General features: G+C 74.1%; 10 protein-coding genes. 4 read left to right on the top strand and 6 right to left on the bottom strand.

From position 1 onward, the window contains the following. Positions 1 to 136 precede the first annotated feature (136 nt). The 3 genes from fxsA (at position 137) to ACZ6TU_RS18245 (ending at position 5,194) form a co-directional block, all read left to right on the top strand. The gene (gene fxsA, locus ACZ6TU_RS18255) at positions 137 to 337 is read left to right on the top strand and encodes an FxSxx-COOH cyclophane-containing RiPP peptide (protein WP_467670823.1); all 201 of its coding nucleotides are present in this window, start codon (positions 137 to 139) and stop codon (positions 335 to 337) included. A gap of 124 nt (positions 338 to 461) precedes the next feature. Further along, positions 462 to 4,121 carry an FxSxx-COOH system tetratricopeptide repeat protein gene (gene fxsT / locus ACZ6TU_RS18250; protein WP_469549516.1) on the top strand — a complete coding sequence of 1,220 codons (3,660 nt, stop codon included), beginning with the start codon at positions 462 to 464 and terminating at the stop codon, positions 4,119 to 4,121. Positions 4,122 to 4,198: 77 nt separating this feature from the next. Next, a complete protein-coding gene (locus ACZ6TU_RS18245) occupies positions 4,199 to 5,194 on the top strand; it encodes a hypothetical protein (protein ID WP_469549514.1) in 996 nt (331 codons plus the stop codon). On the opposite strand, the gene ACZ6TU_RS18240 is transcribed toward ACZ6TU_RS18245, so the two are convergent. The 5 genes from ACZ6TU_RS18240 to absR1 all read right to left on the bottom strand — a co-directional run bounded on the left by ACZ6TU_RS18240 (position 5,172) and on the right by absR1 (position 12,339). Further along, on the bottom strand, positions 5,172 to 7,442 hold the full coding sequence (locus ACZ6TU_RS18240; protein ID WP_469549511.1) for a hypothetical protein: 2,271 nt from the start codon (positions 7,440 to 7,442) through the stop codon (positions 5,172 to 5,174). The two genes, ACZ6TU_RS18245 and ACZ6TU_RS18240, sit on opposite strands and share 23 nt — an antisense overlap. A gap of 53 nt (positions 7,443 to 7,495) precedes the next feature. Next, positions 7,496 to 8,593 (bottom strand): hypothetical protein, encoded by a 1,098-nt coding sequence (locus tag ACZ6TU_RS18235; RefSeq protein ID WP_469549508.1) that lies wholly within the window; start codon positions 8,591 to 8,593, stop codon positions 7,496 to 7,498. After that, a complete protein-coding gene (locus ACZ6TU_RS18230; RefSeq protein WP_467670833.1) occupies positions 8,590 to 9,465 on the bottom strand; it encodes a hypothetical protein in 876 nt (291 codons plus the stop codon). Before ACZ6TU_RS18230 ends, ACZ6TU_RS18235 begins: the two co-directional genes overlap by 4 nt. A gap of 55 nt (positions 9,466 to 9,520) precedes the next feature. Next, positions 9,521 to 10,774: a cation:proton antiporter gene (locus tag ACZ6TU_RS18225; RefSeq protein ID WP_469549505.1), complete on the bottom strand. Its 1,254-nt coding sequence runs from the start codon at positions 10,772 to 10,774 to the stop codon at positions 9,521 to 9,523. 479 nt (positions 10,775 to 11,253) lie between these two features. Next, positions 11,254 to 12,339 (bottom strand): beta-glucuronidase AbsR1, encoded by a 1,086-nt coding sequence (gene absR1, locus ACZ6TU_RS18220; protein WP_467670837.1) that lies wholly within the window; start codon positions 12,337 to 12,339, stop codon positions 11,254 to 11,256. A 95-nt stretch (positions 12,340 to 12,434) separates the two neighbouring features. Between absR1 and ACZ6TU_RS18215 the strand changes: the two genes are divergently transcribed. Further along, on the top strand, positions 12,435 to 14,159 hold the full coding sequence (locus ACZ6TU_RS18215; protein WP_469549502.1) for a LuxR family transcriptional regulator AbsR2: 1,725 nt from the start codon (positions 12,435 to 12,437) through the stop codon (positions 14,157 to 14,159). A 63-nt stretch (positions 14,160 to 14,222) separates the two neighbouring features. Here ACZ6TU_RS18215 and ACZ6TU_RS18210 read toward each other — a convergent pair whose 3' ends face one another. Then, on the bottom strand, positions 14,223 to 16,790 hold the full coding sequence (locus ACZ6TU_RS18210) for a CHAT domain-containing protein (protein ID WP_469549888.1): 2,568 nt from the start codon (positions 16,788 to 16,790) through the stop codon (positions 14,223 to 14,225). Positions 16,791 to 16,926 lie beyond the last annotated feature (136 nt).

The following is a 16,926-nucleotide window of genomic DNA, read 5'->3' as shown; positions in this document are numbered from 1 at the left end:
CCGCCCGAAAGTAGCCGTTTTCCCGAGCCGCCCCGTGGGGACGTCAACACTGGACACCGAGTCCCCGGACACGGACGCGCCGGGTGTGGGAGGCCGCCCGCCACGGCGGTCCGTCGGGCACCGCGGAGGATGGGCCATGGCAGAGCTCGAGGAAGCGGGTGCGGGTGTCGAGCAGGGCGAGACGACCCTGGAGTCCGTCGTGCTGGACCTCACCGACGTGCCGCTGGACGATGTCGCCGCACTGCCGTCCTCCGTGCTCGGGGAGACCCTGCGCCGGCTGCGGACGGGGCGCACCGCGGGCGACCCCTTCGTCACCGGGTTCAGCGAGAGCCAGTGACCGGCTCCGGGTGCCGACGCCACCCTCGCGCGAAACTGCCTGATCAGGGGCAACCCGCCCTATACTGACCGTCCCTGACTGTCGTGCTCCACCGTCCAGCACCTGCCGTCGAAGCGGAGTGGCCATGCCCGACATCCACGCAGCCGACCGCTCGGGACGGTTCGCCCTCTTCTGCTCCACCGCGGAGAACCTCGGCGTCAGCACGACCGTGCGCAACGTCGCGGACCTGCTGGCCGCGGGCAACCGCAGCGTGCTGATCGTGGACGGCCGCGCCCCGGGCACGCAGGCGCCCGGGGCCGCCGGCGGTATGCCGGCGGGAACATCGACGCCCGTGCCCGAGCCCGCGCCCGGGCGGATCGCCCTCGTGGCAGGCCCCGACGCGGCGTCCCTCCTCGCCCTCGCCTCGGACGCGGCCGCGCTGCGCTACGACCACGTCCTCGTCGAGGCGCCGCTGCCCGACGCGCCGGGCGCGCCGTCGGAGGGCAGGCTCGGCTCCCTGGCCGACTCGCTGGTGCTCTGCTTCGCGATGACGGCCTGGTCCATCGACGGTGCCGCCGCCCTGGGCGAGCAGATGAGCGGAGGCCGCTCCGGCCGGCCCGTACGCCTGCTGGCCCTCGGCCTGAAGAGCAACGTCGAGTCGCACGACCGGCTGCGCGGCGCCCGCGAACGGGTGCGCCGCAAGTTCGGCCCCCTCACGCGGACCTCCCACACGTCCGAGCTGGCCTTCCTGGAGATCCCGTACAACCCGCTCTACCTGGACACCCGGCGACTCGCCGTGGAGAGCGAGCCGGAAGGCTCCGTGACGGGACTGCGCCCCTACTACGAGCGGCTCGCCGACTGGCTGCGCAACCGGCGGCCGGTGCCGCTCAACCGGGTCACCATCGTCCACTCCCAGCGCCACGCCCCCTGGGCCGCCTGGCTGGAGGACCAGTTCCGGCGCGGCGGCATCCGCACCGAACTGCGCGCCCAGGACACCTACTCCGGCGACCGACCGGCTCCCGGCACGGCCCTGCTGTTCCTCTCCCCGGTGGACATGGACCACACCGCGCTGGCCCAGCTCGCCGCGCTGTCCCACCCCGACGTCCGGATCGTGCTGGCCGACGAGCCCTTCCCGGACCCGGGGGCCGCACACCACGAGCGCATCGACCTGCGCGGGACCGACGAGGACGAGGCCGTGCGGCGGCTGTGGTCCGGACTCGGCCTCGCCACCCCGCCCCCGGCGGACGGCACCCCCGGCCCACGGTTCCCGCGACTGCCCGCCGTGACCAACGTGGCCCCCCGCTACAGCGGTTTCGTCGGCAGGGACGATGTCCTCGGCGATCTCCTGGAGGAACTGCACGCGGCCGGCCGGGACCGCACCCCGCTGGTCGTGCACGCCGCGAGCGGCTGGGGCAAGAGCGAGACCGTCCGGGAGCTCTGCCACCGTTTCGGCTCCGCCTACGACGTGGTCTGGTGGGTGCGCTCCTGGGAGATCCCGCGCGCCCGCCGCGGCCTGAACCGGCTCGCCGGCCGGCTGGACCTGGTCACCACGGGCGACGGCGCCTCCCCGGAACTGTTCGAGCACCTCTCACGCACCGACACCCAGAGCTGGCTGCTCGTCTACGACGGGGCCGAAAACCCCGACGGTCTGGAGGAGTTGCTGCCCACCCCGCACACCCGCGGACACGTACTGATCACCAGCCGCACCGCCCCGGACACGGCAGGCATGGCGGTCTTCGCCCTGCCGCCCATGTCGCCCGCCGAATGCCAGGCCGTCCTGGGGGAGCAACTCGCCGAGATCGACGAGGAACAGGCCCAGCGGGTCGGGCAGATCCTGGGCTTCGTCCCGCTCGCCGTGCGCATCGCCGCCCTCTGCCTCGCCGAGCGCGCCGCGGCACACCGGCGCGACGACAGCATGGGCGACCGGGCCGCCGCCCGGGCAGCTGTCGCCCACCTCCTCGCCGAGTACCGCACCGCCCAGCAGGCCCTGCTCGAACGCGAGGGCGCGGCCCCGCCCGTGACGGTCATGGTGCGGGTGGCCCGGCAGACGGTGCTGCACACCCCGGGTGCCGCCGCCTGGCGCGCCGAGAGCCGCACCAGCGACGCCCTCGGCTGGCTGCTGAACGCGGCATCCCTGCTCACCGGGCGGGGCATGGGGCTGGAACTCCTGAGGTCGAGACGCATCCTCGCGGAGCTGGCCCGCGACGGAGTCGCGGCCCGGAACCCCGGCGTGGGCCGGCCCCCGGCCGACACGCGGCTGCCCGACGAGCACATGGTGAGCGTCGCCCTGTGGGCCCTGTCCCGGGTCGGTCTCCTGGAGGTCGACTTCGACCGGCCCGACCAGCCCCTCGGCCAGCACCACGCCGTACGGGACGCCGTCCGCGCCGGCATGGAACCGGCCGAGCGCGCCCACATCGAGCAGGTGCTGCGCGGCACCCTCGCCGAGTTCACCCCGGACGAGGACCGCGGCCTGTCCGCCGACTGGGCGCGCGAGGTGTACTCGCTGCGGCTGTGGGAGGACCAACGGCCCCGCGTCCGGCGTTCCCTGCTGCGCCACATCAACGCCCTGAGCCAGCGCGGCGAGACCGCCGACCTGGCCCGTCTGCTCGACATCTCCGACCGCGCGCAGGCGGCCTGGCGCCCGGAAGACGACGACCCGTCGCCGGAGTACCTGCGCCTGCTCAACCTCACGGCACGCGCCCACCGCCTCGACGGCGCCTACGAACAGGCCCGTCAGCTGGCCGAACAGGCCCTGCGCGGCCACCGCAGACTGCTGGGCCCGCTGCACCCGAGAACACTGCTGTCCGCCGACTCCTACGGCGCCGTCCTGCGCTCCCTCGGCAGGTTCTCCGACGCGCTGTTCCAGGCCCGCCCGGTGCTGGAGGGCCTGACGCTGCTGCTCGGCCCGCAGCACAGCGCGACCGTGCAGGCCGAGCACAACCTCGCCTTCACGGAGGCACTGAGCGGACGCGCCCCCGACGCACTGGCCCGGCTCCTCGCCCGGTTCCGCCTCCGCCAGGCCGTCGGCGGCGAGGACGCCCCGGCCGTCTGGCAATCCGCCGACCTGCTCGCCTGGGTCTACCGGACCCTGGGCCGCGACGCGGAGTCCCAGGACCTGCTGCGCCAGTGGCTGCACCGGCACGGCGACGTAGCCACCAGCGCCCGGCTGGGCATCGAACGCGGCCTGGCCATCAGCGAACGACGCATCACCTACAACTCCGCCCGCTCGCACGAGCCCGTCTACGGCTACGAGAAGGCCCTGGAGCGCGACCGGCGGGTGCTCGCCGAGTCCATCAGCCGGTTCGGCGCCGAAAAGCTCGACACCGTGCGCTGCCGTTTCAGCCTGGCGGCCGACCTGCACGCGCTCGGCAAGCACGACGAGGCCGAACACGAGGCCCACCAGTGCAGCCGCGTACTGGAGAGCACGCTCGGCGCCTGGCATCCCTACGCCGGGCTGGCCGGGGTCCGGCACGCGGTGTACCTGAGGGCCACGGGAGCCGTCGAGGAGGCCGAGGCCACCGGCAGGGCCGCGCTCAACCTCCTGGAGGACCGGCTCGGAGACAGCCACGCCTGGGTGTCCGCCGCGGAGAACTCCCTCGCGGCGACCCTCGCCGCGGCCGGGCGGACCGAGGAGGCGGTCGCACTCACCGAGCGCGCCCTGCGCCGTTTGCGGGACCTGGACATGGGGCATCGGCCCGACGGGCGGCGGGTGGGTGCGCACCACACCTGGCTCGCCTCCCGGAGCACCGGATCCGCCCCACCGGCCAGGGACTTCGACATCGATCTGGAACTGCCCGGCATCTAGGCCCGACATCCGGGCACGAGAGCCAGGCCCGGCGCCGTCGCCCGGACGACGGTTCCCCGACGGAAAGGTGAGCGTACGTGGCAGCAGCCCCGCACCCGGAGACCGAGCTCTTCACCGAGTCCCACTGGTCCCCGGAGGCCCACGGCCGAATAACCGAGCTGTGCCAAGGGGCCTTCGCCGGCGTCCCCGCCCTCAGGTCGGTGTCGCACTACAGCAACGGAATCATCGACTTCGTCGTCCGCAGGGGCGACTGTCCTCCGCTGAGCAGTCTGGTCACCGAGCGCGGCGAGGACATCGCGAACGAGTCCCTGCCCGGCAGCCGGCTCCTGCTGTGCACCCAGGACCTGAACGCCCTGATGCGGCCACTGGGCACGGGCGAGCTGATGCGCGTCGTGCTCGCCAACGCGCGCGGCGGCCTGTGGGGCGGTCGCGTCAAGGCGGGGGAGTACCTGTCCGCCCTCACCGACACGCCCGGCGGGATGCGCGCCGCGGACGCGGCCATGAACGGCCTCGTCTCCGCCATCCGCACCCGGGTGCACCACCTCCCCGACGAACTGCCCGGTGGCCTGACGGACCCTCCGGAACCGCTGCCGGAACACAAGGAGCGGCTGCGCATCGACTTCGGGACGGCGACGGCCCAACACGACGGCCTGTCCGAGATGCGGCTGCGGGCCCTGTGGGGCGGCCACGTCAACACCCTCGACCTTCAGTACGCCGCCTTCTACCGGGACTGGAGGCTCGTCTGCGCGGGCGACGTCTTCGAGAACCCCGAGCTCGGCCCCCGCTTCCTCGAAGTCAGCGTGCGCTCACGCCGTACCGCGTACCGCGACCTCGCCCAGAGCCTGCGCGGCCATCTCGCCCGGCTCACCGACGCCCTGCGACTGGTGGTGCAGCCGCCCGCCGACCGCCTGGTCCTGGACGTCCAGGAGGGCGCCGTGTTCGTGACCTGGCTGTCGCCGCGGGACTACGTCCTCGGGGTGACGCTGGACCAGCGGCAGGTCGGGCACGCGGAGCGCCGCCTGCACGACCTGGCGGGCGCCCTGCGCGAGCTCACGGTGCCCGAACGGCACTGACCAGCGCGCCCCACACCTCGTCGGCGAGCGCCTCCACGGCGCGCGCCGCCGTGGGCCGGTGCGCCGGGCCGGGGCTGCCGAGGGACTGCACGGGCAGCACTTCCACCGCCGTCTCGTACTCCCGGCAGACCCGGCGCAGCCGTGCCCACTGCTCCTCCGTCGGCGCGCCGGGCGCGGCGGAGCGGAACCAGGCGTCGGCGCCCGTACGGAACCGCTCCGTCAGCTGCCGGACCAGGGTGGCGCACCCCAGCGCCGTCAGATCGGCCCGCCCCGCCCGTGGCGGCGGGCCCTCGCCCGCGTCGGCCGGGCGGCCGGCCAGCCGCTCCACGGCCGCGTCGAGGAGCGCGAACACCTCCTCGAACCGCCCCTCGACGGGCTCCGGCAGCGACGAGCGCGCCGGGCCGGGCGCCACCGCGACCAGATCGCGCCGGGCCAGATCGCTCACCGTCCTGCGCAGCTGGCCCAGTTGGGCGCTGTGCTCGCCGAGCGCACCGCGCAACTCGCTGGTCAGGTCTGCGAGATCGGCCTCCTGGCGCAGATCCGTGAGGCGGGCCCGCAGCCGGTCCAGGGCCTCGTTGACGGCCCTCGGGAAGTCGCCCGGGCGGTACATCAGGGGCTGCGAGCCGAGCGAGCGCGCCAGCCGGTCCCGCATGGTCCGCGACACATGGCCGTTGACCACGAGCAGCACCTCGGCCTGGGCCGGATGCAGCGCGCTGCGCAGCCCCCGCACGCGCGCGGTGATGCGTTCCTGGTCGTCCGCGACGAGCACCGAACCGGTGACCACGATCGCGATGTAGGCGTTCGGGACGGGCTCCAGCCAGTACGCCACCACCAGCGACCCGTCGTCGGACGACGCCCGCGCCGGGACCGGGTCGCGCGACGCGATGCGCCACTGCCCGAGGGCCAGCGCGTCGTGGATCGTGGCGAGCACCTGGTCCTCGGACACGTTGTCGTGCAGCCCGCGTACGGCCCTCAGCACGGTCGCGGCGGTCACCTCCCGGACCGCGCCGCCGCCGTCCTCGCTCAACTGCCAGGCGTGATGACAGGTCTTGAGGATCTCGCGGGGCACTCCGCCGGTGAGTTCCTGGAGGATCGCCACCGACTCGGCGCCGAACGGCGCGGGCCACCGCTCGATCCCGTCCGTACCCTCGGCGGAGGCGGGACGGGCACCCGAACCGACGTACTCGGCGACGAGTTCGGCGGTGAGTTCCGCGGTGAAGCGGGTCGGCCACAGCTGTACCACGCGCTCGTGCAGGCTCGGGCGGAACGCGTTGAGCCCGCGCGGCGAGGTGCAGAACACCAGCAGACCGCCCCGGCTGACATAGACGTTGACCAGGCGCTCGAAGGCGTCGACGAACGTACGCCGGGACTCCTCCGGCCAGTCCAGCACCTTCTCCAGTGAGTCGATCAGCAGGACGTACGGTTTGCCGACCCGGCCGTGCAGGAAGCCCTGGACGGCCAGCGCGTCGAAGACCGGGTCGATGCCCGTGACGGCGTCCTTGATGCCGCGTTCCTTCAGTTGCTGCGCCGGCTCGTCGCCGGTCAGCCACGCCCACACCATCGAGGTGAACCGCGGGTCCTGGAGCAGGGCGAGCGCGGTGGCGAACCTCCGGTGCTCCGTCACCTCGCCGAGGGTGACCCGCAGATCGGCGTGCAGCACCTCGGGGTCGTAGCGCAGGGCGGAGACCACCTTGTCCGGGTCGAGCACGCGGTCGCGCAGCCCGGTGGCGATGTCGTCGAGGGCGATGTCGTCGAGCGGGACGTCGTCCGTCCGGCCGGGCCGCGGGCCGGAGCTCTGCTCGCCCACCCGGACCGCCGTCACATAGGCGTAGTAGTCCCGGACGAGTTCCTCGAACGCGGCCCGGCCCTCCGGGGTGTCCGCGGGGCCGCGCAGCCGGTCGCGGTACATGCGGCCGAAGTCCTGCGCCGGTTCGTCGACGATCCACATGGCCGGGCCGTCCGGACGGGCCAGCCCGTTGCACACCTCCCGTGCCGCGTGGCTCTTGCCGAGGCCGAACTCTCCCACCACGGCGATGGCCCGGCCGCGCCGGCCGCCCCGGGGCCGGTCGCGGAGGTAGTCGCGCACCAGGTCCTGGAGTTCATCCAGGATCCGGGTGGGGACATGGGCGTTGCCCGAGTCCGCGGCCTCGACCGGGGCGTCACCGAGATCGGCCGAGGGGCCGAGCCGCACGACCGGCACCAGGGGGAAAGGGTTGCTGTACCAGGTGTCTGCGCTGCTTGCGGCCACGATGGCACTCCTTGCGGGTCCTGTCAGGCGCGGTCGGGGTGGCGTGGCGGGCGTCAGCCGCCGGGGCGGGGCCGGATCGGATCGCGGAGCAGGGCGTCGCGACCCGCCCGACGCTGCTCCCAGTAGGGTCTGAGCGCGTCGGCGTCGATCGGCCAGGGGTGCGGCGCGCAGCGCAGCGCGTCCGCCGCCGAGTGGAAGACCTTCCGCAGTTCGCGGACGTCGCGGGGCTTCCATTCGCGGTGCGCTGCCATCAGAGAGCTCCTGTCCGGCTCGACCAGGACGTGCGGTCCGCCGTGGCCCGGCCGGGCGCTGCGGCTGAACCGCCAGATGTCCTCGCAGTTCAGCTCGCTCAGCGCGAGATGGGTGACCGCCGCCGATCCGCTGAGGGCGGCGGCCACTTCCTTCGCCGTCTCCGCCGCGCCCTGGCTCACTTCGACGAACAGTACGATCCTCGGGTGCGCATGGCTCAGACAGGTGCGCAGAAACGCCGCCCTGAGGTGTGCGTCGTTCCACCGGATGTGCGGGATCACGGCGAAGAGCAGCGCGTTGCGCTGGACCAGCAGATCACTCATCTCGCCGTAGGCCTGGTACGGATCCTCTTCCTCGATGATCGCCTTGACCCGGGACTCGGGGAAGTCGTGGAGCCGGAGTCTCTTCGCGAGCTCGCGGCGTATGCGGGCGTTGATCAGCCTGGTCGGCGCGAACGACTCGCCGTCCGGGTCGACACTGATCCGGCGGCCGTCGTTCTCCAGCCCCGCCGTCGGCACGAACACGGGGAGCGGGTTCCCCACCGCGGCCGCGTCCGCCGCCACACGCTGCTTCACCTCGTAGATGCACCGGTGGATGAGCGTCGTCTTGCCCATGCCGGGCGGGCCGCTGACGATCACGACACGGCCGGACCCCACGTTCGAGTCGAGGAGTTCACCGAGTTCGGGCCAGCTCCTGTCGAAGCGGTCCAGTGCCTCCCGGGAGTGGTCCACGTCCACCCACTGGTGCACGTGGTCCGGCTCTCTCCACGGCACCAGGGGGTGGTCGGCACTGAGTGCGGCGGCGCCGTTCGCGCCGTCCTCACCGCCGTGACCGTTGTTCATGCTGTTCGATCCGTACGGTTTGCGCACTCCGTAGGGGTTCGCCCAGTCGGAGCTGGTCATCCGTGGTGTCCTCCGGGGCTTGTGGGACGGCCGTTGCCGCGTATGCTCCGCAGCCACCACAGGGGCGCGGGGCGCAGCAGTTCCCCCACGTCCCGTGTCTGCCGGTCCCAGGTGGTGCGCACGGCGCTCGCCTCGCTCTTTCTCTCGTGCGGTCCCAGGAGTTGCCCGTCCCGGCTGCTTGGCAGTGCCTCCGCCAGGGGCAGGGAGTCGGCCAGCCGGCGGGCCGCTTCGCTGCGCGGAGCCGGGCCGGGCACCAGGGCCAGCAGGCCGGAGAGCGCCTCCCTGGCCCGTAGCGCCTCGGTGTGGTCCGCATCGGGATCCTGCTCGTACGCCGCGAGATACAGCCATGCGATCCTCCGGAATTCCCGCACCGCCGCCGTCAGTTGCCGGCTGCGCGTGCGCCGCTCCGCCGAGATCCGTTCCGTCATCTGCCCGACGAGGGTGAGCGCGGCTCCCGCCGCCAGCAGGTACGCCCCGTCGAGGAACCCGCCCTGACCTGAACCGCCCTTGTCAGCCGACGCCCCCGGCGGGTCGCCCGCGGCGGCCAGCAGCGCGTCGCAGACCCGCTCGAAATCGCCCCGGTGCCGCTCGGCCCACTCGTCCAGCGACAGCACGCCGCCCTTCCGCCCGGGAACCTCGACGGCAGCCACACCGCCGCCGGTCCCCGCGGGCCGCCGCACCACACCGATCCGCAGCGCCGCGTCCCTGAGCTCGTCCCGGTGCTCGTCGGCCAGGCAGTACACCAGCCGGACATCACTCCTGCCGGTGTCCGCGACGGCCGGCCCGGCGGTGACGGGAAGCAGCAGCAGGGCGAGGGCCGGGACGCCGAGCACAGCTCGCTGCCCGCCCCCGCTCCCTCTCCGTTCGCCCATCCGGCCTCCCCGTGCCCCTGGCCGCGGCCGCGCCCGGCCGCCGCACACCACCCGGTTATGCGGAGGACCGCAGTCCGTCGGCCGTGGCCGGAGGGGCCGACGGCCCGCCGCCCTCGCCCGCCGGACGCTCGGGGAGACGCTCCAGCCCGCCCTCGGGTTGCCGGTTCCTCCAAGACCGGTGGCGCGACCAGCAGCCGAACCCGATCTGTGCCCCGTAGTGCAGCAGGTTGACCGTCACCACCGCCGGGGCGACGATGCCGACCGTCTTCGGGAAGTCGCGTTCGAGGGTGAGGGCGAGCAGCACGGCCGTGAGGCCGTTCTGCTGGCCGATTCCCAGCAGGAACCGGTCTCTTCCCGACAGACCGCGGACGAAGAGAGGCATCAGCAGCACGGCCACCACCGCCTGCGCCACGAACGCCGTGGCACCGAGCAGCACACCCGGGGCCGGGGACACGCCCTGGGCGACGAACAGCCCCAGCAGGGCGGTGGCGAGCAGGAAGGCACTGGAGACCGCCCGCGCGAGCGGCCGGGTGAACGTCTTCGTGCGCAGGAACAGTCCGGCGACGGCCACGGCGAGCATCAGCATGTTCGCGGCGGCGAGCATGAGCATGGCCACGACCAGCAGGGCGGCGAGCGGTGTCGCCGGCCGCCGGGTCCCGCCGGCGTCGAGCTCCTTCCGGGCGGGCCACAGCCTGCCGCCCGCCCGCCACAGCAGCAGGGCACCGGCCAGCAGCAGCGCGTTGAGCACCAGTCCGAGAGCGTAGCCGCGGGTGCCGCCGCCCACCATCGAGGGCGTGCCCGCGTGCCCCGCGGCCGTGTAGGCGTATCCGGCGACGTACAGCGTCAGCAGGACCGTCATCGGATCGTCGAAGGAGGCCCACGCGGTGAGCAGGGACCGGGCGCGCTGCGACATGTGCCCGTCCCTGCTGAGGGCGGCCACCGACAGCGGGTCGATCTGCGCGACGACGATGCCGAGGATCAGGTACTCCGGGCGGTCGAAGGCCAGGACCATGACACCCGAGATGATCCCCGCCTTGAGGACGACCCCCAGGGTGACGGCCGCCACCACACCGCGCAGATCACGGCGCAGGTCGGCGAGGTCGATGCCGAACGTGCTGCCGTACAGGCCCACGGCGAGCAGCAGCCCGGTGGCGAAGACGTATCCGGTGGTGCCGACCATGCGCGACGGATCCGTCGCCAGGCCGATCACCGTCCCGAGGACCAGAGCGCCGAGGGCGCCGAGCAGAACGGCCGGAACCGCCTCCGGCAGTCTCGGCCGCCAGGCACGGTTGCGTTGGGACGTCTCCACTGGCTCCCCCCATCCCCCGGTGTTACGCCGCGAGCGTAGTCGGGCCGCCGGCACCTCGTGCGCTTTCTGGTACGGACGTGCAACCGCGAGAGCAATCAAGCGTAGGCGTCATCATCCGGACGGCGTAACGCCATTGCCAGCCGTTCCCTTGCACGATGCCCGGCGGCGACCGCTGTTGAACGCTCTTCACCCCTGGGGTGGATCCACGGCGTCGCGGCCGGTGCGCCCCGCGCCCGCCCCGCCGCCCTCGACGGCACATCGTCCGTCGGCCGTGCGCCCCTCGCCCCGGCCGGACATCGGCGTGAACGAGCGGATGGCGGCGCACGCGCCGGCGGGCCGCGCACGGGCAGTTCAGGACGGCGTGCTCGACGACGCATGGCTTGGTCGAGGACGTCACCCACCCCCGATGAGGTGACGTCCTCGACCGCTCCCCCGGTGCCGGACTGTGGCTCAGATGTCCGCGCGGCGGGCCCGTGCCGTCACCAGCACATCACCGCCGTCTCGCCGGAACCCCAGGCGGAGTACAGGCGTACGCGGGCGAAGTAGCGGCGGCCCTTGACGAGCCGGGCGCTGATCGTGGCGTTGTGCGGAGTTCCTCCGTCGTCCCGCCCGGCGAGGTAGCGGGGTTCCCCCTCCCGCTCCTCGAAGACCACGACGACGGCGTCGCTGTCGCCGAAGGTGCCCAGCGTGTACGTGCGGGTCTCCGGCGGGTCGACGACGAAGTCGGCCTGCTCGCCAGGGCCGAGACCGAGCGGTGCCGAGCGGAACGGCACCAGCGCGGGCGGATCCGGCAGATCCGTCGGCGGATACCAGCGGAGCACGAACTCCTTGTCGGCGGCGGACAGGGTGCCGGGCGGGTTCAGGCCCGCACGGTACTGCTCCGGCTCCAGGACCAGCCCCGACGAGAACGGATACTCCATGATCGACTGTGGGTCCCAGACGGAGCCGTTGACCTCGTCCGGGTCGAGCTTGCGCAGGATGTTGTAGTGCGTCCGCTCCCGGCCCCAGTGGTTGGGCGGGCCCGCCAGTTCGGCGTACACGGCCTCGTCGTCCCAGTGGATGCCGGCGAACGGGCTCTGGTGCTCGTGCAGCATGCCGAGCGCGTGCCCGATCTCGTGCAGGGCCGTCCCGCGCTCCCCGGGCGCGGTCAGGTCCCAGCCGAAGTTCATGGTGCGCTCGTGCCGGCCGGCCAGCAGCGCGTCCCGGCCCACCGCCGACCAGGAGCCGGCGCCGAGCTGGAACCCGATGCGCAGTTCGGCCTCCGAGCGGTCGTCGACCTCGGCGAAGGCGATCCCGATGCCGAGCTCCTGCCACTCCGTGAAGCACTCGCGCACCACGTCCCGCTGCTCCTTGCTGCCGACCCACGACACCCGTCGCGTCATCCCCGTCCCCGGCACGGGGATGACGGACGCATCGGTGTCACGGTCGAAGAAGCAGTAGTGCAGAACCGTGCCGTTGACCCACATCCGCCGCCCGCTCGCGAGCGCGCTCAGCCGCTCGGCTGCCAGCCCAGGTGCGAAGGCGGGCGCCGGCGCCTGTGCCAGCGAGCAGTAGCGTGCGGTCATGGCGACAGCCTGCCCTGCGGCCGGTGCCGGGCGCCTGAGTCGGGGGCTACTCAAGTCGCCCTGTATCAGAAGTGAGTAGCCGCGCTCATGTCTGTGTGACGACTTACGAGCGGGACGCGACGACGCTGGAGCTGCCCTGGCCGTTCGCCGGGCGGGAGGACGAACTGGAGCTGGTCCGCCGGTCCCTGGCCGGCGGACGCCGCGGCATCGTGGTGACGGGCCCGGCGGGCTGCGGCAAGACCCGCCTCGTCACCGAGGCGGTCCGCGGCACCGACTGCGCCCGGGCGGCGGGTACGCCCGAGAGCCGGGCCATCCCCTTCGCCGCGTTCGCCCATCTGCTGCCCGAGTCGGTAACCCTGCACCGGGCGGTCCAGCTCCTGTCGGGCGTACGGACGTTGGTCGTGGACGACGCCCAGCTGCTCGACGACGCCTCCGCCGCCCTGGTCCACCAGCTCGCCCTGTACGGCCGGGCCCGCCTGCTGGTCGTCGCGACGGACGGCACCCCGGTGCCCGGGGCGATCTCCCGTCTGTGGACCGGTGAGCTGCTGCCGCGTCTCGCCCTGGAACGGCTGCCCGAGGAGGAGACCGAGCAGCTGCTCACCGCCGGGGCCGGCCCTCTCGAACCGCTGACCGTCAACCGGTTGCGGCGCCTGAGCCAGGGCGACCTGCGGCTGCTGCGCGACCTGCTGGGGGCCGTCCGCGGACTGCTGACCCCCGTGCCGGGCGCCGACGAGCGGGAGTGGCGGGGTCCGGTGCCGCTGACCACGGCCGTCCGCGAACGCACCGCCCATGTCCTCGGCCGCACCTGCCCGCTCGAACGGGAGACCCTCGACCGCCTCGCCTTCGCCGAACCTCTGTCGCCGACGCTGGACGATCTGGACCTCGGGGCCCTCGAAGTCCTGGAGTCCGACGGCCTGATCGAGGTCGACGACCTGGGCGGCGTCCGCCTCGCCCACCCCCTCCACGGCTCGGTGCTCAGGGCCGCGGCCGGCCGGCTGCGGGCGCGCCGGCTGTCCCGGACGCCGGACGCGTACGCCTCGGCGCTCGACGCCGAGTCGGCCGCCCTGGCCCGCCGGATCGAGCAGGACGACGTACGGGCGATGCCCACGCCGGTGGGGGAGTGGCTCGTCGCCGAGGGCGGTCCGCTGCCCGCCCGGTACGCCGCCGTACGCGCCCGGTTCGCCCGGTTGCGGGGGGAGCTGAGGGAAGCGGCGGCCTGGGCCAGAGAGGGCCTGCGGGGCGATCCCGGGGGCGCGTCGTGCCGGGAGGAACTCGCCTGCGCGTCCGCACCGGTGGACAGCCGGGGGCACCTGGACCTCGAAGCTCTCACCGACCCCTACGACGCCGTCCGTCTCGGCGCCCCCGAGAAGGTCATCGACCGGCTGACCGGTGTGTTCGCCCGGCACGCCGACGCGCTCACCCGTGCCGACGGCCCGGCCCTGGACGAGGTGGCCGAGGAGCTGGAGCGGCGCGGTTTCACGCTGTTCGCCGCGGAGGCGCACGCCCAGGCCGTGCGCGCCCACCGCGATCCGAGCGCCGCCCGGCACTCCCGGACCCGGGCCGTCGCCCTGGCCCGGCGCTGCCAAGGCGCCCGCACACCCGCCCTGTCCGGGCTGGTCCTCGGCGAACTCACCGCCCGCCAGCGGCAGATCGTCACGCTCGCGGCGGCGGGCCTGAGCAACCGGCAGATCGCCGAACGCCTCACCCTGTCCATCCGGACCGTCGGCAACCATCTGTACAGCGCCTACGCCCGGCTCGGCGCGAGCGACCGCGGCGCCCTGCCCTGGCTGACGGAAGTCCCGCAAGCCCAGCCGGCCTAAGGGCTTCTGAAAGAAGCCCCAGGCCGCACCAGGACCGGCGGCCTGACCCGAACAGGGGACGGGTCAGGCCGCCCCGAACGCCGAGAACGCCCAGCCCGTGGCCTGGTGCAGCGCGTCGCCCGGCAGGGCGGTCCGGGCGTCGCGCAGCGCCTCCGCCAGGGACAGGCCGGCTCCGAGGCCCTTGTGGAGCGCGAGCATCAGCGGCACCACCGCGGCGTCGTTGACGGGCGCGCTGCACGCCACCACCCCGGCCGTGCCGAGCGGCAGCAGCGCGGTGACCAGGCCGAGCAGTTCGTCGGCGCCGACGGAGGCGAGAAGAGCGGTGTCACAGCAGGACAGGATGATCCGGTGGGGGCTGCGGTCCAGACGCTCGAAGTCGTGCACGACGATCGGGCCGTCGGCCATCCGCAGGGAGGAGAACAGCGGGCTGTCCGCGCGGAACGTGCCGTGCGCGGCGATGTGCGCCAGCGCGGCCCCGTCCAGCTCCTCCAGCACGCGCGGCACCCGCGCCCCGTCGTCCTCCAGGACGGTCGCACAGGCGTACCGGCCGGCCAGCTCGGGCACCTCCGCGCCGCCCGTGGCCAGGCCCGGGCCGCGTACCAGCACATGGCGGCCGTCCGGCGGCGGGGCGGTCTCCCGGGCCCGCAGCCAACTGCCCGCCGACGGCGACACGCTGAGCACCCGCTCCCGCAGCGACGGCAACAGCGCCCACGGCACCCGGTGCAGCCGCCCCGGCGGCACGATCACCACCGGGCCGCCGCCCAGGTGCGCCGCGGCCGGTCCGAGCAGCAGCTCCTCCAGCCGCCGCCCCGCGGCCTCCACCACCGGAAGCCGCGCCTCGGCCCCGGGATGCGCCAGCCGCCGCAGCCCCGCCTGTACGTGCTCGGCCTCGGTCTCCGCGTCGGCCAGCAGCCCGGCCTCGAACCTGCGCACCCGCCCCTGCCCGCACAGCAGCACCTGCACCCGCCCGTCGAGCACGGCGAGTTCCACCAGCCGTACCTCGTCACCCAGCCGCTCCAGCAGCCGGCCGACGTCGAAACGGTCGCCGTCCCCGGGGGCCTCGCCGCGCATGTGCAGGGTCCGGGAGCGGATCTGCCGCTCCAGGCGCCGCTGTTCACGCTCCAGTGCCGGAACCGGCCGGCCCTCCATCCGGGCGGCCTCCGCGCGGGAGGCGATCTCGCGGAAGGCGGTCATGCCGCTGAGCAGTTCCGGGTCGGCGGGCGGCCGGGTCGGCGGCGTGGACAGCACGGTGGCCCGCCAGCGCTCGCTCCACACCAGCAGCCGCCGTGGGCTGCCGGAGACCAGACTGGCCCGCTGCGCCAACGCGGCCAGTTCCGCGCCCTGTTCGGTGGCGCGCGCCCTGAGCTCCGAGGCGCCCAGCGTCATCCGGTGGTCGTCCAGCACGTCCAGGCCACGCCGGCACGCCTCCAGGACGCCCCGGGTGGATCCGGCGGCCCGGGCCCGCAGCGCCTGCGCCGCCCAGCCCGTCATCCGTGCCAGCGGCGGGCCGCCCCGCCGGCTGCGGGCGGCGACGGCCAGATGCCGCTCCGCGTCCGCCGTCCAGCCCAGGCCCAGCGCGATCCGGCCCGCCAGCAGTGACGCCTCCGGCGCGGCCGGCGCGCCGAAGGCGGCCAGCTTCCCGGCCACCGCGGCGGCGTCGGCGACCAGCCGCCCCGAGCCGCGCCCGGCCGCGTGCCGCGCCTCGATCAGCACCAGCCGGGCGTGCGTCTCCCACCAGGTGCGCCGCTGCCCGGCGAACAGCCGTACCGCCAGAGCGGCGCGGGCGATCGCGGTGTGCGGGTCCCCGGCCAGCCGTGCGGCCCGCGCGGCGGCAAGCAGCAGCTCCGCCTTGCGGGTGGACTGACCGCCGATCCCGTCCAGCTTCCCGATCGCCGCGTCCGCCTCGGCCAGCGCCTCGGGAGCCAGCCCGGCCGCCATCAGCACCTCACAGCGCCGGATGTTCAGCATGAACGTCGGCGTGCCCAGCCGGGCGTACCGCTCCTCCGCCTCGTCGAGCAGCCGCAGTGCCGCCGGCACGTCACCGGACCGGAACGCGGCAAGTCCCCGGCTCTCCACCGCGTCGGCCTTGTCGTGCTCCTGGCCCGTGGTGTCCCACAGCGCCTCGGCCGCGGTGAAGTCCGCCTCGGCCCGCTCCACCGCCCCCAGTGCCAGATGCACGGTCGCTCGCAGGGTCAGCGCCCGCGCCGTCCAGATCACGTCCTCCGCCTGCCGCAGCACCGGTATCGCCCGGCGTACGTCCTCCAGCGCCTCGCGATGGTGACCGAGCACCCACCACACATAAGCCCGCCGGTACAGCACCCGCGCCCGCGTGTGCCCACCGCCCCGCGCGACCCCCCGCTCGAACGCCGCCAGGCCCTCCCGGGTACGGCCCGCGTGCACCAGCGCCACGCCCATGGTGGCCAGCACGTCCGCCTCGCGGTCGGCCGAGTCCGCACGCGCCGCGAACTCCCGGGCCCGCCGCAGATGGTGCAGCGCGAGCCGCAGATCACCGAAGTCCCGCTGCCAGATGCCGATCACCTGGTGGGCGACGGACGCGTGCAGCGGGGAGGGATCGGCGTCGAGCAGCGCCCGGGCCCTCGCGAGAGCCTCGCCCGGGTCGGCGAACACCATCGGCAGCAGTTCCTGCACCGAGTCGCTTCCCGCTGTCACTCCACGGATGGTAGTGGCCCCCGAACCGCACCACACGGTTTGGCGCTGTATCAAAAGACCGCCTCGCGGCTCTTGTCGACGAGTACCGACGACCGTT

This window comes from Streptomyces sp. NPDC052064 (genome assembly GCF_055585925.1).
Note: the sequence above shows the minus strand (reverse complement) of the source record. Positions and strands in the feature narration are given on the sequence as shown.